At 60.3% G+C, this 18,851-nt stretch carries 15 protein-coding genes; 8 read left to right on the forward strand and 7 right to left on the reverse strand.

From position 1 onward, the window contains the following. Positions 1-5 precede the first annotated feature (5 nt). Positions 6-572: a CsiV family protein gene (locus BK665_RS04910; RefSeq protein ID WP_123403403.1), complete on the reverse strand. Its 567-nt coding sequence runs from the start codon at positions 570-572 to the stop codon at positions 6-8. A 10-nt stretch (positions 573-582) separates the two neighbouring features. Continuing rightward, a complete protein-coding gene (gene mfd, locus BK665_RS04915; RefSeq protein WP_123403405.1) occupies positions 583-4,032 on the reverse strand; it encodes a transcription-repair coupling factor in 3,450 nt (1,149 codons plus the stop codon). Between the two features lie 364 nt (positions 4,033-4,396). Between mfd and BK665_RS04920 the strand changes: the two genes are divergently transcribed. Next, entirely contained in the window at positions 4,397-5,860 is a 1,464-nt protein-coding gene (locus BK665_RS04920) for a glyceraldehyde-3-phosphate dehydrogenase (protein WP_123403407.1), read from the forward strand. Positions 5,861-6,032: 172 nt separating this feature from the next. Here the strand turns inward: BK665_RS04920 and BK665_RS04925 are convergent, their stop codons facing one another. Continuing rightward, positions 6,033-7,334 carry an MFS transporter gene (locus BK665_RS04925; RefSeq protein WP_123403409.1) on the reverse strand — a complete coding sequence of 434 codons (1,302 nt, stop codon included), beginning with the start codon at positions 7,332-7,334 and terminating at the stop codon, positions 6,033-6,035. A 361-nt stretch (positions 7,335-7,695) separates the two neighbouring features. Between BK665_RS04925 and BK665_RS04930 the strand changes: the two genes are divergently transcribed. Beyond that, the gene (locus tag BK665_RS04930; protein WP_259699577.1) at positions 7,696-8,682 is read left to right on the forward strand and encodes an FAD:protein FMN transferase; all 987 of its coding nucleotides are present in this window, start codon (positions 7,696-7,698) and stop codon (positions 8,680-8,682) included. A gap of 207 nt (positions 8,683-8,889) precedes the next feature. After that, a complete protein-coding gene (gene sthA / locus BK665_RS04935) occupies positions 8,890-10,284 on the forward strand; it encodes a Si-specific NAD(P)(+) transhydrogenase (RefSeq protein WP_007907752.1) in 1,395 nt (464 codons plus the stop codon). Positions 10,285-10,326: 42 nt separating this feature from the next. Here the strand turns inward: sthA and BK665_RS04940 are convergent, their stop codons facing one another. Together BK665_RS04940 and BK665_RS04945 are read right to left on the reverse strand one after the other, a co-directional pair. After that, complete coding sequence (locus BK665_RS04940) at positions 10,327-11,049, reverse strand: glycerophosphodiester phosphodiesterase (RefSeq protein WP_123403413.1); 723 nt, start codon at positions 11,047-11,049, stop codon at positions 10,327-10,329. A 13-nt stretch (positions 11,050-11,062) separates the two neighbouring features. Next, positions 11,063-11,644 (reverse strand): PilZ domain-containing protein, encoded by a 582-nt coding sequence (locus BK665_RS04945; RefSeq protein ID WP_123403416.1) that lies wholly within the window; start codon positions 11,642-11,644, stop codon positions 11,063-11,065. Between the two features lie 94 nt (positions 11,645-11,738). Here BK665_RS04945 and BK665_RS04950 point away from each other — a divergent pair, with 94 nt between their 5' ends. The 3 genes from BK665_RS04950 to BK665_RS04960 all read left to right on the forward strand — a co-directional run bounded on the left by BK665_RS04950 (position 11,739) and on the right by BK665_RS04960 (position 14,991). Further along, complete coding sequence (locus tag BK665_RS04950) at positions 11,739-12,989, forward strand: lipoprotein-releasing ABC transporter permease subunit (protein WP_123403418.1); 1,251 nt, start codon at positions 11,739-11,741, stop codon at positions 12,987-12,989. Positions 12,990-12,996: 7 nt separating this feature from the next. After that, on the forward strand, positions 12,997-13,680 hold the full coding sequence (lolD, locus tag BK665_RS04955) for a lipoprotein-releasing ABC transporter ATP-binding protein LolD (protein WP_185076429.1): 684 nt from the start codon (positions 12,997-12,999) through the stop codon (positions 13,678-13,680). 66 nt (positions 13,681-13,746) lie between these two features. Next, on the forward strand, positions 13,747-14,991 hold the full coding sequence (locus tag BK665_RS04960; RefSeq protein WP_123403422.1) for a lipoprotein-releasing ABC transporter permease subunit: 1,245 nt from the start codon (positions 13,747-13,749) through the stop codon (positions 14,989-14,991). Between the two features lie 124 nt (positions 14,992-15,115). Here BK665_RS04960 and BK665_RS04965 read toward each other — a convergent pair whose 3' ends face one another. Continuing rightward, on the reverse strand, positions 15,116-16,465 hold the full coding sequence (locus tag BK665_RS04965) for a heavy metal sensor histidine kinase (protein ID WP_123403424.1): 1,350 nt from the start codon (positions 16,463-16,465) through the stop codon (positions 15,116-15,118). Further along, a complete protein-coding gene (locus BK665_RS04970) occupies positions 16,465-17,145 on the reverse strand; it encodes a heavy metal response regulator transcription factor (protein ID WP_123403426.1) in 681 nt (226 codons plus the stop codon). The genes BK665_RS04965 and BK665_RS04970 overlap by 1 nt, the downstream gene beginning before the upstream one ends. Positions 17,146-17,300: 155 nt before the next feature. On the opposite strand from BK665_RS04970, the gene copI reads away from it, so the two are divergent. Both copI and queF read left to right on the forward strand, forming a co-directional pair. After that, entirely contained in the window at positions 17,301-17,822 is a 522-nt protein-coding gene (copI, locus tag BK665_RS04975) for a copper-resistant cuproprotein CopI (RefSeq protein WP_123403428.1), read from the forward strand. A 61-nt stretch (positions 17,823-17,883) separates the two neighbouring features. Beyond that, on the forward strand, positions 17,884-18,723 hold the full coding sequence (queF, locus tag BK665_RS04980) for an NADPH-dependent 7-cyano-7-deazaguanine reductase QueF (protein WP_123403430.1): 840 nt from the start codon (positions 17,884-17,886) through the stop codon (positions 18,721-18,723). The last annotated feature ends 128 nt before the right edge of the window (positions 18,724-18,851 follow it).

An 18,851-nucleotide genomic window follows, 5' to 3' on the forward strand; every position in this document is an offset into this window, starting at 1 on the left:
CTCGATCAGTCCGGAATTTCTTCGGGGGCTGGCCGGGGCGCCGGGGCGGTGAGCGAGGTGATCTTGATCAACAGGCCCAAGTGGCCGTTGTCGAGGAAGTTCAGCTGGCCGTTCTTGGTGTGGCTTTCCTGCTTCAGGCGTTCGCTGGCGGTCACCATGCCGTTGCCGTCGATCTGGTTGACCCAAAAGTCGGCGTCAACGTCGGTGAAGCGCCCCAGTTTCAGGTTGAGCGTGCCCTCGATCGGGAATTGGCCGAACTGCTCCGTGCCGTCGCTGATCGCGACTTTGCTTTCGGCTTCACCGAGGGTCTGTTGCCAGGCCTTATGCAGCAACACGGTGTAATCGTTGCTGGCAGTGAGTTTCTCCACTTCGCCATTCAGGCTCGGCGTGCGCTGGCTGTCGGGGCTGAGGCGCTGGGCGCCGGCGGCCCAGTCTTCGGGTGCGGCACGACTGACGATGGCCGGCACGGCGTTTTGCCGGACCAGAATCATTTCGACCTGATACAAATCATCGGCAAACGCCGAGGGAGCAACCAGCGTCATCAACAAGGTCAGTGAGCGAAACAGGCGCATGCGGCGTCCTTCAAGCAGTTTTCGGGAGGAGGCGCTCAAACAGCGCCTCTACAGTATTAAAGCGCTCTTCCGGGCGCTCCATTGGCACCATGAATTTGAACATCGTGGCGCCTTCGAATTTGTAGCGTTTGGGTTGGCTCTGGATCAGCTTGATCAGCGTCAACGGGTCGACCGGGGTCTGGGCGGCGAATTCGATACGCCCACCTTGCGGGCCGCCATCGACTTTCTTGATGCCCAGTTGCTCAGCCTGCAATTTCAGCAGCGTGATGCGCACCAGGTTCTTGGTCGGCTCCGGCAACAGGCCGAAACGGTCGATCATCTCCACTTGCAGGTCCTTCAGACCTTCCTCGTCGGTGGCCGAGGCAATGCGCTTGTAGAGAATCAATCGAGCGTGAACGTCTGGCAGGTAGTCCTCGGGAATCAACGCCGGTACGCGCAAGTTGACTTCCGGGCCACCGCCCAGCGGCTGGTCGAGGTTTGGTTGTTCGCCCTTGCGGATCGACTTCACCGCGCGCTCGAGCATTTCCATGTACAGCGTGAAGCCCACCGCCTGAATCTGCCCGCTCTGGCCGTCGCCCAGCAGTTCGCCGGCGCCACGGATTTCCAGATCGTTGGTGGCGAGCACGAAGCCCGCGCCGAGGTCCTGGGTGTTGGCGATCGCTTCCAGACGCTTCTCGGCATCGCCGGTGATTTGCTGGCGCGGTGGCGTCAGCAGGTACGCGTAGGCCTGGTGGTGACTGCGACCGACCCGGCCGCGCAATTGGTGCAACTGCGCCAGGCCGAACTTGTCGGCACGCTCGATGATGATGGTGTTGGCGCTCGGCACGTCGATGCCGGTCTCGATGATGGTCGAGGCGATCAGCACGTTGAAGCGCTTGTGGTAGAAGTCGCTCATCACCTGTTCGAGTTCGCGCTCGCGCATCTGCCCGTGGCCGATGCCGATCCGGGCTTCCGGCACCAGTTCGGCGAGGTCGGCGGCGCATTTCTCGATGGTTTTCACGTCGTTGTGCAGGTAGTAGACCTGACCGCCGCGCAGCAACTCACGCAGCAGCGCTTCCTTGACCGTGCTTTTGTTCTGCTCCATGACGAAGGTCCGCACCGACAGGCGACGGGCCGGCGGCGTGGCGATGATCGACAGGTCCCGCATGCCCGACACCGCCATGTTCAGCGTGCGCGGAATCGGCGTGGCGGTCAGGGTGAGGATGTCCACTTCACTGCGCAGGGCCTTGAGCTGTTCTTTCTGGCGCACACCGAAACGGTGTTCTTCGTCGATGATCACCAGCCCGAGGTTTTTGATTTTCACATCGTCGGACAGCAACTTGTGAGTGCCGATGACAATGTCGATCTTGCCTTCGGCCAGCTCAGCGATGGCGGCATTCACTTCCTTGGTCGACTTGAAGCGGCTCATCACTTCCACGCTCACTGGCCAGTCGGCGAAACGGTCGCGGAAGCTGTTGTAGTGCTGCTGGGCGAGCAGGGTGGTCGGCACCAGGATCGCCACTTGGCGACCGCCGTGCACCGCGATGAACGCGGCGCGCATCGCCACTTCGGTCTTGCCGAAACCCACGTCGCCGCAGACCAGGCGATCCATTGGCTTGGGGGCGAGCATGTCGGCGCGCACGGCGTCGATGGTGGTCTGCTGGTCCGGGGTTTCTTCGAACGGGAAACCGGCGCTGAACGTCGCGTAATCGGCTTTCGGGTCGGCGAAGGCGTAACCCTCGCGGGCGGCGCGGCGAGCATAGATGTCGAGCAGTTCGGCGGCGACATCGCGCACTTGTTCGGCGGCTTTGCGCTTGGCTTTCTGCCAGGTCTCGGAGCCGAGACGGTGCAGCGGGGCGAGGGCATCGTCGCTGCCGGTATAGCGGGCGATCAGATGCAGGTTGGCCACTGGCACGTAGAGCTTGGCGCCTTCGGCGTATTGCAGGGTCAGGAACTCGGCGGCCTGGTCGTCGATTTCCAGGGTCGCCAGACCGAGGTAACGGCCGACGCCGTGATCGATGTGCACCACCGGCGCGCCTTCGCGCAGTTCGGTGAGGTTCTTGATCACCGCATCATTGTTGCCGTCGGCGCGTTTTTCCCGACGCCGACGCTGCATCACCCGCTGACCGAACAATGGGCTTTCGGCGATCAGCGCCAATGCCGGATCGTCCAGCAGCAAGCCTTCATCCAGCGGCGCGATGGTGATCGCCAGGCGATCCTTGCTCGCGACAAAGTCTGGCCAGCTATCGACGGTTTTCGGCCGCAATTTCAGGCGTTCGAGCAATTCCAGCAGCACTTCACGACGGCCCGCAGACTCGGCGGTAAACAGCACGCGGCCCGGGAACTCGTCGAGGAAACCGGCCAAAGCAGCGAGTGGCTGGGTGGCCTTGGCCTCGATGGCCAGGTTGGGCAACAACTGCGCCGGGAAGCGTTCGCGGCCGACGCCGGTTTCCACGTCTTGTTGACTGGCGACCACGCGCGGCCAGTTTTTCAGGCGTGCGAAGCAGTCTTCCACCGGCAGAAACAACTCGGCTGGCGGCAATAAAGGACGGGAAGGATCGACGCGGCGTTCTTCATAACGATTGCGCACGTCGTTCCAGAAGTTCTCCGCGGCTTGTTCGATGCCCGGCAGGGAAAACACTTGGGTGTCTTGCGGCAGGTAATCGAACAGGGTCGAGGTTTCATCGAAGAACAGCGGCAGGTAGTACTCGATACCGGCCGGGGTAATCCCGCTGCTGAGGTCCTGGAAGATCGGGCAGCGGCGGAAGTCCACGTCGAAACGCTCACGGAACCGCGCCTTGAAGCGGGTGACCGCATCCTTTTGCAGCGGGAATTCCCGGGCCGGCAGCAGGCGAACCGTGTCGACTTTATCGATGGAGCGCTGGTTGTCGGGATCGAAGGTGCGCAGGGTCTCGATTTCGTCGTCGAACAAGTCGATCCGGAACGGCAGTTTGCTGCCCATCGGGAACAGATCGATCAGCGAGCCGCGCACGGTGAATTCGCCGTGCTCGTACACCGTGTCGACGTAGCGATAGCCGCTGGCTTCTAACCGGGTGCGCATTTGCTCGACATCAAGCTTCTGGCCGACATCCAGCACCAGGCTGCTGCCGAGCAGGAATTTGGTCGGCGCCAGGCGGTGCAGGGCCGTGGTGATTGGCACCACCAGCACGCCATGAGTCAGCTCCGGCAGCCTATATAAGCTGGCAATGCGCTGGGAGATGATGTCCTGGTGCGGCGAGAACAGGTCGTAGGGCAGGGTTTCCCAGTCGGGAAAATGCAGCACGGGCAAATCCGGGGCGAAGAAACCCAGCTCCTGTTCCAGCCGTTCGGCACTTTGGCTGTCGGCGGTCAGCAGCAAGGTAAAGCGCTTGGCAGCGCTGGCGGCCTCGGCGATGGCCAGGCTCAGGGCGGCACCGGGCAGGTTGCCCCAGTGCTGTTTACCTGCCGCGGCAGGGAGAAGCGGTAGACGCAGAACGGGCACGGAAGGTTGAGCTCCAAGCGTTGCGACAAAGTCGGTAATTGTAGCGGCCTCAGGTGCCGGCTGTCAGTTGCAGATATGTCTATTACGCGGGTTGGGCGAAATGTAGTGGTAAAGACAATATATGCCCGTTTTTTGCTGAAAAAAGCCAATTATGTAGTGGCAAAAACAACCGGTGTTACGGATGGTTACGGACAAGGCAGCGCTACCTCCAAAAAATTGACTGCGCTGCAAGGCCCGTATTTACTGGGCTCCAGCGCGGCGTAATTTTTTTGAACGGAAATTTGTTACGGCTCGCACGACAGGCGCGCATTGCTACGAGAGGCACTCGGCGGCATAATGTAGCCCCTTTTTTCTGCCCCTACATATGTGGAAGGTTCCCGTGACTCAGAAGCCCGACCAGTGTCTTGGTGAATGGATCGACCGTGAAGCACTCGCAGAAGCGATGATTCCGCTTATCGGTCAGCTCTACCGCAATAACAACGTGGTGAGCTCGATCTATGGCCGCAGCCTGATCAATCGTTCAGTCATTGCGATTCTCAAAGCTCACCGCTTCGCTCGCCATCGCCAGTCCGATGACAGCGAACTGTCCGTCCACGAAACATTCCCGCTGCTCAAAGCCATGAGCGAGCTCAAGCTCGGTGCCGCTTCGGTTGACCTGGGCAAGCTGGCGGTCAAATTCAAGGCCGAAGGCAATGGCCGCACCGCCGAGCAATTCGTCCGTGAAGAACTGGCCGATGTGGTTGGCCAGCAAAACGTTGCCGCGCGCAAAGGCACCGACGTTGTCCTCTACGGCTTCGGTCGTATCGGCCGCCTGCTGGCGCGCATCCTGATCGAGAAAACCGGTGGTGGCGACGGCCTGCGTCTGCGCGCCATCGTGGTCCGCAAGGGCGCCGAGAACGACCTGGTCAAACGCGCCAGCCTGCTGCGTCGCGACTCGGTTCATGGTCCGTTCGATGGCACCATCACTATTGATGAAGCCAACAACACCATCACCGCCAACGGCAACCTGATCCAGGTTATCTACGCGAAAAACCCGACTGAAGTGGATTACACCCAGTACGGCATCAAAGACGCGCTGCTGGTGGACAACACCGGTGTATGGCGTGACGCCGAGGGCCTTGGTCAACACCTGGCTTGCCCGGGTATCGACCGCGTTGTGCTGACCGCGCCTGGCAAAGGCAAGCTGAAGAACATCGTTCACGGCATCAACCACGGTGAAATCACCGCTGATGACAAGATCGTTTCCGCGGCTTCCTGCACCACCAACGCTATCGTGCCGGTGCTGAAGGCAGTCAACGACAAGTTCGGCATCGTCAACGGTCACGTTGAAACGGTTCACTCGTACACCAACGACCAGAACCTGATCGACAACTTCCACAAAGGCGATCGCCGTGGCCGTAGCGCCGCGCTGAACATGGTGATCACCGAGACCGGTGCTGCCACCGCTGCTGCCAAGGCCTTGCCTGAGCTGGCCGGCAAGCTGACCGGTAACGCGATCCGCGTTCCGACGCCGAACGTGTCGATGGCCATTCTCAACCTGAACCTTGAGAAAGCCGCCACCCGTGAAGAGATGAACGATTACCTGCGTTACATGGCGTTGCACTCCGATCTGCACAAGCAAATCGACTACGTCAATTCGCAGGAAGTGGTGTCCACTGACTTCGTTGGCTCGCGCCACGCCGGCGTTGTGGATGCTGAAGCGACCATCACCCAAGACAACCGCGTTGTTCTGTACGTTTGGTACGACAACGAATTCGGTTACAGCTGCCAGGTGGTTCGCGTGATGGAAGACATGGCCGGGGTCAACCCGCCAGCATTCCCGCGCTAAGCGTTAGCTTCAAATGAAAACGCCCCGACTTGTCGGGGCGTTTTTGTTTGTGGCGTTTGTCTGTTGCAGGTGTGTTGCCTGGGCGGGCCTCTTCGCGAGCAAGCCCGCTCCCACATTGGATTAGTGTCGTACACAGATCCAATGTGGGAGCGGGCTTGCTCGCGAAGGCGATCTATCGAGTGCCGCCTACTACAGCGGCCTGCGCAGTCCGCAGTTCATGCCGATTGCCACGGAACAGCACCAGCGTCGCGATCAACCCCAGTATCGCTGCACCACTGAGCCAGATCCCCGGCGCAGCTTTGTTGTCCAGCACATGAATCAGGTAAGTACAGGCCGCCGGGGTGAAGCCACCGAAGGTCGCGGTCGCCAGGCTGTAGGCCAGGGAGAAACCGGTTGTACGCACTTCCACCGGCATGATTTCGGTCAGGGCCACCACCATGGCGCCGTTGTACGAGCCATACAGGAACGACAGCCACAACTCGACGATCAGCAGATGGCTGAAGCTCGGGTTGGCCACCAGCCAGGACAGGGCAGGGTAGGCGGTCAGGATCGCCAGAATCGTCGCCGCCAGCAGTAGGGGTTTACGCCCGATCTTGTCGGAAAGCGCACCCATCACCGGCAACCAGAAAAAGTTCGACAGGCCGATGCACACCGTCACCAGTAACGCATCCAGGTCGGACAAGTGCAGTTCGGCTTTACCGAAGGTTGGGGTGTAGGCGGTGATCAGGTAGAAGGACACGGTGGTCATGACCACCAGTGCCATGCCAGCGATGACGATGCCGAAGTTCTGACCGATCGAACGGACGATTTCCTGCAGGGAAGGACGGTGTTTACGCGCCTGGAACTCAGGGGTTTCTTCCAGGGAACGACGAATCACGAAGATCACCGGCACGATCATGCAGCCGATCAGGAACGGTACGCGCCAGCCCCAGTCACCCATTTGTTCCGGGCTGAGCCAATGGTTGAGGCCCACACCCAGCAAACCGGCGAACACCACGGCGGCTTGTTGGCTGGCGGATTGCCAACTGACGAAGAAGCCCTTGCGGCCCGGGGTGGCAATTTCTGCCAGGTACACCGACACACCGCCCAGCTCCACGCCCGCCGAGAAACCTTGCAACAGTCGCCCGAACAGCACGATCAACGGCGCGGCCACGCCCAGGGTGGCGTAACCCGGCACGCAGGCAATCAGCACCGTACCGGCGGCCATCAGGGCGAGGGTGATGATCAGCCCTTTGCGACGGCCATGACGGTCGATGTAAGCGCCGAGGAAAATCGCACCCAAGGGACGCATCAGGAACCCGGCGCCGAATGTCGCCAGGGACAGCATCAGGGACGCGAAGGCGCTGTCGGTCGGGAAGAAGGTCTTGGCAATGGCTGTGGCGTAAAAGCCATAGACCATAAAGTCGAACATCTCAAGAAAATTACCGCTGACAACGCGAAAGATCGCTTTGCCTTTGCCCGTATTCGAGGACATGTGAACGCACTCACTTTGGCTGTCTTATTGGAAATCCCTGGTCTTGACGCTTCCCTCCTGTCGGCCCCAAACACGCAGGCATGCGCCGAACAGTTTTGTAACGATATGTGTATGAAGATGGATAGGCAACCACTAGTTAGGCTGCTGCTTAAACGTTATAGCCATTACGCGGCATGAAATTAGAGATGGAGCGAATTAGCCTTTGTAGGAGCGAGGCTTGCCCGCGAAGGCGATAAACCTGACACACCGCCTTCGCGGGCAAGCCTCGCTCCTACAGGGAGAGTGCATAATGGCCACCCTCGGTGTTGTGCCAGGGGAGTCAGGGGGAGTGAGATTGTTGAGACGGAAGGGTTTTGTCGTGGTGCTGTTCGTTGCCCTTTCCGGCTGCGGCAGCGGCGATTCCATGGAAAGCTTCGGTGGCCCGACCATGGGCAGCACCTATTCCATCAAGTACGTGCGTACCCAAGGCCTGCCCGCACCGAAAGACGTACAAGTCGAAGTCGAAAAAATCCTCGCCGACGTCGACCGGCAAATGTCCACCTACCGCAGCGACTCGGACATCGAACGTTTCAACGATCTGCCTGCCGACCGCTGTCAGACCATGCCCGCGCCTGTTCTCGAATTGGTCCGCGTCGGCGAGCAACTGTCGCAACAAAGCGAAGGTTCCTACGACCTGACTGTGGAACCGCTGATGAACCTCTGGGGATTCGGCCCACAGGCCAGGGAAGAAAAAGTCCCGACTTCCGAAGCGCTGGCCGCTGCCATGCAGCGCATCGGTCACGCTCACCTGCGCATCGACGGCGATCAACTGTGCAAGGACGCTGCCGTGGAGGTCGACTTCAACAGCATCGCCGCCGGTTACACCGTGGACACCATCGCCGCCAGACTCGAAGCGATGGGCATCCACAACTACCTCGCCGAAGCCACCGGCGAACTCAAGGCTGCCGGCAAAAAACTCGACGGCTCGCCGTGGAAGATTGCCCTGGAAGAACCCCGGGACGACCAGCAAGTGGCCGAGCGCATCATCAACGTTGATGGCTACGGCGTCTCCACTTCCGGCGACTATCGCAATTATTTCGAGCAAAACGGCCAGCGTTATTCCCACACCTTCGACGCCCGCACCGGTGCGCCGATTACCCACAGCCTGGCCTCGGTGACGGTAATTAATCCTTCAACCCTGATGGCCGATGGCTTATCGACGCTGTTGCTGATTCTCGGTCCCGAACGTGGATGGGACTACGCACAAAAACACAACATCGGTGCATTCTTTGTGATTCGTGCCGATACAGGTTTCGTCACACGGACCAATCAGGCCTTTGAGCGGCTCGGTGGCGGCAAAACCGAATGATTACGGCGATTCAAACATTGAAGACTGGCGTTGTAGCGCAGGCAAAAGTAGCCTACGACGCGACCAAGGGTTAATGTGCGCGGCGTTGACGCTTCTATAGACTGTGTCCGGGTTCTGCACTGGCCCCAAATTGTTCCTTCACGCCGCAGATTGGCGTGATTTAGCCGCAGGTGCCGATGGCGCCGCGGCCTGTTCTGAGGAGTACGCATGGCTGTCTACAACTACGACGTGGTGGTGCTGGGTTCCGGCCCGGCAGGAGAAGGCGCGGCAATGAACGCCGCCAAAGCAGGACGCAAGGTGGCGATGGTCGACAGCCGTCGCCAGGTCGGCGGCAACTGCACCCACCTGGGCACCATCCCGTCCAAGGCATTGCGTCACTCGGTCCGGCAGATCATGCAGTTCAACACCAACCCGATGTTCCGGGCCATTGGTGAGCCGCGTTGGTTCTCGTTCCCGGACGTGCTGAAAAGCGCTGAAAAAGTCATTTCCAAACAAGTCGCTTCGCGCACCGGCTACTACGCCCGTAACCGCGTCGACGTGTTCTTCGGCACCGGCAGCTTCGCCGACGAGCAAACCATCGAAGTGGTCTGCGCCAACGGCGTTGTCGAAAAACTGGTGGCCAAGCACATCATCATCGCCACCGGTTCGCGTCCCTATCGCCCGGCGGACATCGATTTCCATCACCCGCGTATCTACGATAGCGACACCATCCTCAGCCTCGGCCACACCCCGCGCAAACTGATTGTTTACGGCGCTGGCGTGATCGGTTGCGAGTACGCTTCGATCTTCAGTGGTCTGGGTGTGCTGGTTGAGCTGGTGGACAACCGTGGTCAGTTGCTGAGCTTCCTGGACTCGGAAATTTCCCAGGCCTTGAGCTATCACTTCAGCAACAACAACATCACGGTTCGCCACAACGAAGACTACGACCGCGTCGAAGGCGTGGACAACGGGGTGATCCTGCACCTCAAGTCCGGCAAGAAGATCAAGGCCGATGCCTTGCTCTGGTGCAACGGTCGTACCGGCAACACCGACCAGTTGGGCCTGGAAAACATCGGCGTGAAGGTCAACAGCCGTGGCCAGATCGAAGTCGACGAAGCCTATCGCACCTGCGTGCCGAACATTTACGGTGCCGGTGACGTGATCGGTTGGCCGAGCCTGGCCAGTGCCGCCCACGACCAGGGTCGCTCGGCCGCTGGCAGCATCGTCGATAACAATAGCTGGCGCTTCGTGAATGACGTGCCGACCGGCATCTACACCATTCCGGAGATCAGCTCGATCGGCAAGAACGAGCAAGAGCTGACCCAGGCCAAAGTGCCGTACGAGGTGGGCAAGGCGTTCTTCAAGAGCATGGCGCGTGCACAGATCGCCGGCGAGCCCCAGGGCATGCTGAAGATCCTGTTCCACCGCGAAACCCTGGAAGTGCTGGGCGTTCACTGCTTCGGCTATCAGGCGTCGGAGATTGTTCACATCGGCCAGGCGATCATGAGCCAGCCGGGCGAACTGAACACCCTCAAGTACTTCGTCAACACCACGTTCAACTACCCGACCATGGCCGAAGCCTATCGGGTAGCGGCGTACGATGGCCTCAACCGGCTTTTTTAAGCGGCTCCGGCCGGTGGCCTGAGCCGGCCGGGGAGACCGATTTCAGCAATTCTCGAGGGTGGCAGTGGCCAAACCGGGAAAGTCTGTAATCAGGCTGTCAACGCCGAAGTCGGCGAGTCTGCGCATCAGCGCGGGCTCGTTGACTGTCCATACCGACACATGCAGCCCCTGACGCTGCGCCTTCTGCAGGCGTTCCGGCGTACATAGGGTCCAGTTCAGCGCCAGAATCTCACAGCCATAGCTTTGCGCGACCTTCAACGGGTCGAGCCAGGCGTACTCGGCCACCAATCCGCGTGACACATCCGGCACCAGGTCCAGCGCGGCTTTCAGTACTTCGCGGGAGCTCGAGGTGATGGTCACCTTGTCCAGCAGGCCGTGGCGAACCGCCATTTCACGGATGGCCAGCACGGTGGTCGCGGCGCGGGTGCGTGAAGCGCTTTTGACTTCCAGTTGCCAGTGCTCGAAATCGCATTTCTCGAACAGTTCTTCCAGGGTCGGAATCGGGCACGGCTTGATCCAGCCCGGGCCGCCCTTGCGGGCGTCGTAGGTCACCAGGTCCTTGGCCGTATGCTCGACTACTTTGCCGCGACGGTCGGTGGTGCGCTTGAGCGTCGGGTCGTGGATGACCATCAACTCACCGTCCATGGACAGGTGCAAATCCAGTTCGCAACGGCGCACGCCGTGCTTGAGACATTCCTGAAAACTGGTCAGGGTATTTTCCGGTGCTTCGCCCTTGGCGCCGCGATGGCCGTAGATGAGGGTCACGGTTCTTCCTTAATTAAATGCCTGATTCGTTTTGTTCGCGGGCCAGGCGTCGTTCCTGGGCCTGCTTTTGCAAGATGTAGCGGGCGAGCAATTGCCGTTGGGCGTCGGTGGGGTACTCGAACTCGGTGCCGACGTCATAGCCATCGCCCTTGCGGTCGCAGTGGGTGACTTTGGCCCGCAACAACAGGCCCAGCGCCTGCGGCATCAGCACCAGTTTGACCGACAGGTGCGCGCCGACGGCAATCGGGGTCGGGTGCTGAAAGTCGATGCCGCCTTCGGAGATGATCACCGGTTGCGGCTCGCCGATCTGCCCCAGCACGGTCAGGGCGACCACCTGGCTGAGCAGGTCGATGCGTTTGTTCTGGGATTTCAAGAATGCCGCAATCGCCCGGTCGCGCTCACTGATCTGGCGCAACAGGTGCTGCGACTCGAATTCGCTCAGGTGCAGTTCGCTGAGCAAGTTGAAGAGTGGGGAAGCATCCTGCAACACTTCCTGGCCTGCGGCTTCGGGAGCGGACAGGAGCCGAATTTCCAGTGCGATCGCGTCTTCGATACGGTAGTATTCGCGGCGATCTTCTTCATCTAATGTCGACATGGCGAACCCATGGTAGCGGCGGTGGTCTGAGTGTAAAGCTGGTTATCGACCCCCGCCACAAGGACGTTCCTTTTCCCTCCGAACAAGCCCCGACATGTTCAGACCTCTCTTCGTATTTATTGGCACGCGTTATACCCGTGCAAAGCGTCGCAATCATTTTGTGTCGTTCATTTCCCTGACTTCGATGATCGGGCTCGCCCTTGGCGTGGTCGTGATGATCGTCGTGCTGTCGGTCATGAACGGCTTCGATCATGAGATGCGCACCCGCGTGCTGGGCATGGTGCCCCACGCGACCATCGAGTCCGGTGAACCCATCAGCGACTGGCAAAGCCTGGCCGCCAAGGTCAAGCGCAACCCGCAGGTGACGGCCGTTGCGCCGTTCACCCAGATGCAGGGTCTGCTGACCAACAACGGCAAGGTCTCCAAGGTGCTGCTCAATGGCATTGACCCGGCGCTGGAGCGTCAGGTCTCGATCATTGATAACTTCATGCAGCAGGGCAAGCTCGACGACCTGGCCCCCGGCAGCTTCGGCATCGTCATCGGCGACAGGGCGGCGGCCAAGCTCGGCGCGGCCATCGGCGACAAGCTGACCTTCGTCGCACCGGAAGTCACCGTGACCCCGGCCGGGATGTTCCCGCGCATGAAACGCTTTACCGTGGTCGGCATCTTCCATGTCGGCGCCGGTGAGCTGGATGGCTACCTGGGCGTGACCAACCTGCAGGATCTGGCCAGGCTGCATCGCTGGAAGCCGGATCAGGTCCAGGGCATCCGCCTGAAGTTCGATGACCTGTTCCAGGCGCCACGCGTGGCGTGGACCCTGGCCCAGCAACTCGGCGAAGACCATTACTACGCCCGCGACTGGACCCGCACCCACGGCAACCTGTATCAGGCGATCCGCATGGAAAAAGCCATGATCGGTCTGCTGTTGCTGCTGATCGTTGCCGTCGCGGCTTTCAACATCATCTCCACACTGGTGATGGTGGTGAATGACAAGAAGGGCGATATCGCGATCCTGCGCACCCTGGGCTCCACGCCGGGGCAGATCATGGCGATCTTCATGGTCCAGGGCACGGTCATTGGTGTGATCGGAACGCTGATCGGCGCCGTGGTCGGGATCTTCGCCGCGCTGAACGTCAGCGCCGCGATCTCGGCGCTGGAAGGCCTGATCGGGCATAAATTCCTTAATGCCGACGTGTATTTCATTGATTACCTGCCATCGCAAGTGCAGAGCCAGGACGTATTGATGGTCTGCGCCGCTGCGTTGGTACTGAGTTTCCTCGCCACCCTGTATCCAGCCTGGCGTGCCGCGCGCACCCAGCCTGCGGAGGCGCTACGTTATGAGTGAGTCGGGCATGAGTGAAAAAGCAATCTTGAGCTGCCGCAACCTGGGCAAATCCTACGAGGAAGGTCCGGAGTCGGTAGAAGTGTTGGCCGGTCTGCAACTGGAGTTGCATCCGGGTGAGCGCGTGGCGATTGTCGGCACCTCGGGTTCGGGCAAAAGTACCTTGCTCAACCTGCTGGGCGGTCTCGATACGCCAACCAAAGGCAGCGTCTGGCTCGATGGCGAAGAACTCTCGGCACTGAGCGAGAAGAAGCGTGGCCTGCTGCGTAACCGTTCCCTCGGGTTCGTGTACCAGTTCCACCACTTGCTGCCGGAATTCACCGCGCTGGAAAACGTGTGCATGCCGCTGCTGATCGGCAAGACCGCGATCCCGGAAGCACGTAAACGCGCCACCGCGTTGTTGGAACGGGTAGGGCTGGGCCATCGTCTGGAGCACAAGCCTTCGGAGCTGTCCGGTGGCGAACGTCAGCGTGTTGCCATCGCCCGTGCCCTGGTGAATAACCCAGGCCTGGTGATGCTCGATGAGCCGACCGGCAACCTCGACTCCCACACTGCCCAGGGCATTCAGGATTTGATGCTGGAGCTCAGCACCTCGATGCGCACGGCGTTCCTGGTGGTGACTCACGATATGAACCTGGCTCGCCAGATGGATCGCGTCCTGCATTTGCAGGAAGGTTGCCTGACGCCCATCTGATTGACCAAAACCCGGCGTGGCTGAAAAGTCCGTCGGGTCTTTTATTTTTATACGGTGCCCAAGCGAATGTTCAGACCGTTATCGATCTTTATCGGCGCGCGCTATACCCGCGCCAAGCGCCGCAATCGCTTTGTTTCCTTCATCTCGATGACCTCGATGATCGGCCTCGCCCTGGGCGTGCTGGCGATGATTGTGGTGCTCTCGGTGATGAACGGCTTTCAGCGCGAAATGAGCTCGCGCATCCTCGGCATGGTGCCCCACGCGACCATCGTTGGCGTGAACCCGATCAACGATTGGCAGCCCGTCGCTGCCGCCGCGATGAAAAATCCCGAAGTGACCGCCGCTGTGCCGTTCACCGAAATGGAAGGCATGCTCTCTTATAAAGGCTCGATGCAGCCGATCCAGGTCAGCGGCATCGACCCGGCGCAGGAAGGCAAGGTCTCCATCGTTGCCCAGCACATCGTCCAGGGTCGTCTCGAAGACTTGAAGCCTGGCGAGTTCGGCGTGGTAGTGGGTGAAATCACCGCCCGGCGTTTCCGCTTGAATGTCGGCGACAAGATCACCCTGATCGTGCCGGAAGTCAGCAGCGCCCCGGGTGGCATCACCCCGCGCATGCAGCGGCTGAATGTGGTGGGTGTGTTCAAGGTCGGCGCTGAACTGGACGGTTCGATGGCGCTGATCCACATGGCCGACGCCGCGCAGATGCAGCATTGGCAGCCGAACCAGGTGCAGAGCGTGCGCGTGGCGGTGAAGGATCTGTACGCGGCTCCGAAGGTGTCGAACGACATCGCCAATGGCCTCGGCACCGCTTACAAGGCTGACGACTGGACCCACACCCAGGGCAGCCTGTTCAGCGCGATGAAAATGGAAAAAACCATGATCGGCCTGCTGTTGCTGATGATCGTCGCCGTGGCGGCGTTCAATATCATCGCGACCCTGATCATGGTGGTGAACGACAAGGGCGCGGACATTGCGATCCTGCGCACCATCGGCGCCACGCCACGCCAGATCATGGCGATCTTCATGGTCCAGGGCACGGTGATCGGCATTGTCGGCACGTTGATCGGCGGCGTGCTGGGGGTAATTGCGGCGTTGAACGTCAGTGAACTGGTGGGTTGGGTGGAGCGGGTCACCGGGCAACACATCTTCAGTTCGGACGTGTACTTCGTCAGTAACTTGCCGTCGGAATTACAGGGTGGGGATGTGCTGTTGATTTGCTCGGCGGGGTTCATCCTGAGCTTCCTCGCCACCGTTTACCCTGCCTGGCGGGCGGCGAAGATTGAGCCGGCTCACGCGTTGCGGTATTCGTAAGCCGTTACACCGCTTTCGCGAGCAAGCCCGCTCCCACATTTGATCGAGTTGAGCCAAGATTTATGGCCAACTCAGATCCCATGTGGGAGCGGGCTTGCTCGCGAAGGGGCCGGCCCTGCTGGCCTCAATCCCCCTTCGGCAACTCAATCACAAACCGCGTCCCCCCATTCTCTGATTCGCAACGAATCTGCCCGCCATGGGCACGAATGATCGACTGGGTGATCGCCAAACCCAACCCCGCATGCTCACTACTCCCTTCCTGACGCGCCGGATCAGCTCGATAGAACCGGTCGAACAACCGCGGCAGCAACACCTCAGCAATTCCGTCCCCACTGTTCTCAACCGTCAAACTCAAGCCTTTGGGCTGATCAACAATCCGCACCCGAACTTCACCGCCAACCGGCGTAAACCTCAACGCGTTATCCAGCAAATTGGAAAGCGCCCGTCGCAACATGCTGCGATCCCCCTCCATCCGCGCCATTCCGTCGCGACTCAACGTCACCCGAGCGTCCTCGGCCAGCGGCGCAAAGAACTCCAGCAACACATCCGCTTCTTCCGCCAGTTCCAGCGGTTCGCGCTTGGGCGTCAGCAAGCCGTGGTCGGCCTTGGCCAGGTACAACATGTCATTGACCAGTTGCGCCATCCATTGCAGTTCTTCGAGGTTGCTGTGCAGCGCTTCGCGGTAATCCTCGAGGGGGCGCGGGCGGGTGAGGGTGACTTGGGTGTGGGTCAGCAGATTCGACAGCGGCGTGCGCAGTTCATGGGCGATGTCGGCGGAGAAGGCCGAGAGCCGTTGAAAAGAGTCGTCGAGGCGACCGAGCATGGCGTTGAAGTTGTGGGCCATTTCCGCAAGCTCCGGCGGCATGTTTTCCTCCGGCAGCCGTGCGTTGAGCGAGTTCGCCGAAACACCACTGGCCACCGCGCTCATGCGGCGCAACGGACGCAAACCGCTGCGCGCCGCCCAGGCCCCGAGCAGGGCCGTGGCCAGGGCCGAGAGGCCGACGGTCAGCCAGATCAGGTGCTGCATGCGTTGCAGAAAGTGCTGGTGATGGGTGATGTCCAGCAGCAGCGTCAATTGCGGCGAGTCAGGTTTGCCGGGATACAGTGGCGCATTCAGCACGCGATAGTCGGTCCCGTCGCTGCTCAACGTCGTTAATCCCGGTGCTTTCGGCAACTCCTTGGGCACGCGAATGGAGCTGTCATACCAGCGCTGGCCATCACTGCCGGTGATGCGCAGCGACAAATCAGCCTGTCGGCTGAGCTCATCCTGCAGTTTGACTTCGCTTTCGCTGGACTGAATGTCCTGCAACGCCCGGCGCAAACCAATCAACTTGCCGTCCAGCAATTGTTGGTCGAGCTCAATAAAATGCGCTTCGCTGGCGCGACTGAACAACACCCCGGCAAACAACGACACCACCGCCGTGCAGGCGGCAAACAGCAGGGCCAGGCGATTGCTCAAGGACAGTCGGCGCATCAGGCGTCGCGCTCTTCGAGGACGTAGCCCATGCCGCGCACGGTGTGGATCAGTTTGTTGGGGAACTCGTCATCGATTTTCAGGCGCAAACGCCGGATCGCCACTTCGATGACATTGGTGTCGCTGTCGAAATTCATGTCCCACACCTGAGAGGCGATCAGCGACTTGGGCAACACTTCACCTTGTCGACGCAGGAGCATTTCCAGCAGGGCGAATTCCTTGGCGGTCAGGTCGATGCGCTGACCGTTGCGTTCGACCCGGCGACGAATCAGGTCCAGGCGTAAATCAGCCAGTTGCAGGGTGGTTTCTTGAGGGGCGGCGCTGCCTCGGCGCAACAGGCTGCGCACCCGCGCCAGCAGTTCGGAAAACGCAAAAGGCTTGACCAGGTAGTCGTCGGCGCCCAGTTCCAGGCCGTGAACCCGGTCCTCCACAGCATCTCGGGCGGTCAGAAACAGTACCGGCGTGTCGAGGCCGGCGCCGCGCACCGCTTGCAGAATCTGCCAGCCATCGCGGCCGGGGAGCATCACGTCGAGGATCAGCAAGGCGTATTCGCCGCTCAGCGCCAATTGCTGGCCGGTGTTGCCGTCGGCTACCAGTTCAGTAGTGAAGCCGGCCTCGGTCAGGCCCTGGCGCAAATAGTGGCCGGTTTTGGCCTGGTCTTCGACGATCAGCAGTTTCATGGATAGCTCTGTTTAAGTGGAACGAGCGCTTTATACCGTGGGTGGCAGTGATGCAGGCCAACCTGACAAAGTTGTAATCTGCCTGTCAGGTTGCGGGCAGGCGTGTCAGTTTAGAGTTTTCCACAGGCTGAACCTTATCTTGTTGGAGTACGACTATGTTTTTGCGCAATCCCCTGGTGCTGGCCGCGTGTTTACTGACGCTGAGTTCGCCGGTGTGGGCCTCGCCCGCGCAGAGCTACGATTTCGGGCAACCTGCGCCGGCGGCCAAGGCCAGCCGCAGCGTTGAGGTGGTGATGGGCGATATGTCGTTCGATCCGAAGGCCATTGAGATCAAGGCCGGTGAGACGATTCGCTTTGTGCTGGTGAATAAGGGTCAGTTGCTGCACGAATTCAACCTGGGGGACGCGGCGATGCATGCCGCGCACCAGCAGGAAATGTTGAACATGCAGCAAAACGGCATGCTGACGCCTACAGCCATGAAGGAAATGGACCACGGCGCCATGCCCGGCATGAAGCATGAAATGAAACATGACGACCCCAACAGCGTGCTGGTGCCGCCGGGCAAAACCGCCGAGCTGACCTGGACCTTCACCAAGGCCACCAGCCTGGAATTTGCCTGCAATATTCCCGGCCACTATCAGGCAGGCATGGTCGGCAAACTGACAGTCAGTCAGTAAGCACTCAAAGGCGCGGGCAAAGGCTGATAGAATCCGCTGATTCTTCAGTCAGGTTTCCGCCATGCATCCCGCAGCCGAACATTCGCCGCTGGGCAAATCCAGCGAATACATCGCCACCTACACGCCGTCCCTGCTGTTCCCGATCCCGCGCACTGCGAAATGGGCTGAGTTGGGCCTGACGGCGGACACCCTGCCGTATAAAGGCGTGGATTTCTGGAACTGCTTCGAGCTGTCGTGGCTGCTGCCGTCGGGCAAACCCGTGGTGGCGATCGGTGAATTCAGCATCCCGGCGGATTCGCCGAACATCATCGAATCCAAGTCTTTCAAGCTGTACCTCAACTCCTTGAACCAGACGCCGTTCGCCGACACCGCGAGCCTCGAAGCGACGCTGGTGAAAGACCTTTCGGCCGCCGCCGGTAAGTCGGTTGGCGTGCGCATTCGCAGCCTGCGCGATGTTGAAGCGGAAGGCGTCGTGGCGTTGCCGGGCGTGTGCATCGATGACCTCGATATCAGCGTCAGCAACTACGAGCACCCGCGCCCGGAACTGCTGCGTTGCGATGATTCGCGGATTGTTGAAGAGGCCGTGCACAGCCATTTGCTCAAATCCAATTGCCCGGTCACCAGCCAGCCGGACTGGGGCAGTGTGGCGGTGGAGTACCGTGGTGCGGCGCTGGATCACAAGAGTTTGCTGGAATACATCGTCAGCTTCCGTCAGCACTCGGACTTCCACGAACAGTGCGTGGAGCGGATCTTCCTCGATCTGCAACGGTTGTTGAAACCGGAGAAATTGACCGTGTATGCGCGGTATGTGCGCCGGGGCGGGTTGGACATCAACCCGTATCGCAGCACTGAATCGGTCCAATTGCCGAACCACCGCCTGGTCCGTNNGAAAGCGGTGTAGCAGTCAGCATCTCTATCGACTGACCCACCGCTTTCGCGAGCAAGCCCGCTCCCACAGGGGACTGCATTTCAAGTCGCAGAAATTAAAAAGCCCCGCTATCGCTAGCAGGGCTTTTTTGCATCTGGCGG

It is taken from the genome of Pseudomonas frederiksbergensis, assembly GCF_003732665.1.
Lineage (GTDB): Bacteria > Pseudomonadota > Gammaproteobacteria > Pseudomonadales > Pseudomonadaceae > Aquipseudomonas > Aquipseudomonas frederiksbergensis_G.

What these genes read in the sequence shown, in the direction of transcription:
- BK665_RS04910 (WP_123403403.1), bottom strand. Translation starts at nt 572, where the DNA reads ATGCGCCTGTTTCGCTCACTGACCTTGTTGATGACGCTGGTTGCTCCC.
- BK665_RS04920 (WP_123403407.1), top strand. Translation starts at nt 4,397, where the DNA reads ATGTGGAAGGTTCCCGTGACTCAGAAGCCCGACCAGTGTCTTGGTGAA.
- BK665_RS04925 (WP_123403409.1), bottom strand. Translation starts at nt 7,334, where the DNA reads ATGTCCTCGAATACGGGCAAAGGCAAAGCGATCTTTCGCGTTGTCAGC.
- sthA (WP_007907752.1), top strand. Translation starts at nt 8,890, where the DNA reads ATGGCTGTCTACAACTACGACGTGGTGGTGCTGGGTTCCGGCCCGGCA.
- BK665_RS04945 (WP_123403416.1), bottom strand. Translation starts at nt 11,644, where the DNA reads ATGTCGACATTAGATGAAGAAGATCGCCGCGAATACTACCGTATCGAA.
- BK665_RS04950 (WP_123403418.1), top strand. Translation starts at nt 11,739, where the DNA reads ATGTTCAGACCTCTCTTCGTATTTATTGGCACGCGTTATACCCGTGCA.
- lolD (WP_185076429.1), top strand. Translation starts at nt 12,997, where the DNA reads ATGAGTGAAAAAGCAATCTTGAGCTGCCGCAACCTGGGCAAATCCTAC.
- BK665_RS04960 (WP_123403422.1), top strand. Translation starts at nt 13,747, where the DNA reads ATGTTCAGACCGTTATCGATCTTTATCGGCGCGCGCTATACCCGCGCC.
- BK665_RS04965 (WP_123403424.1), bottom strand. Translation starts at nt 16,465, where the DNA reads ATGCGCCGACTGTCCTTGAGCAATCGCCTGGCCCTGCTGTTTGCCGCC.
- BK665_RS04970 (WP_123403426.1), bottom strand. Translation starts at nt 17,145, where the DNA reads ATGAAACTGCTGATCGTCGAAGACCAGGCCAAAACCGGCCACTATTTG.
- copI (WP_123403428.1), top strand. Translation starts at nt 17,301, where the DNA reads ATGTTTTTGCGCAATCCCCTGGTGCTGGCCGCGTGTTTACTGACGCTG.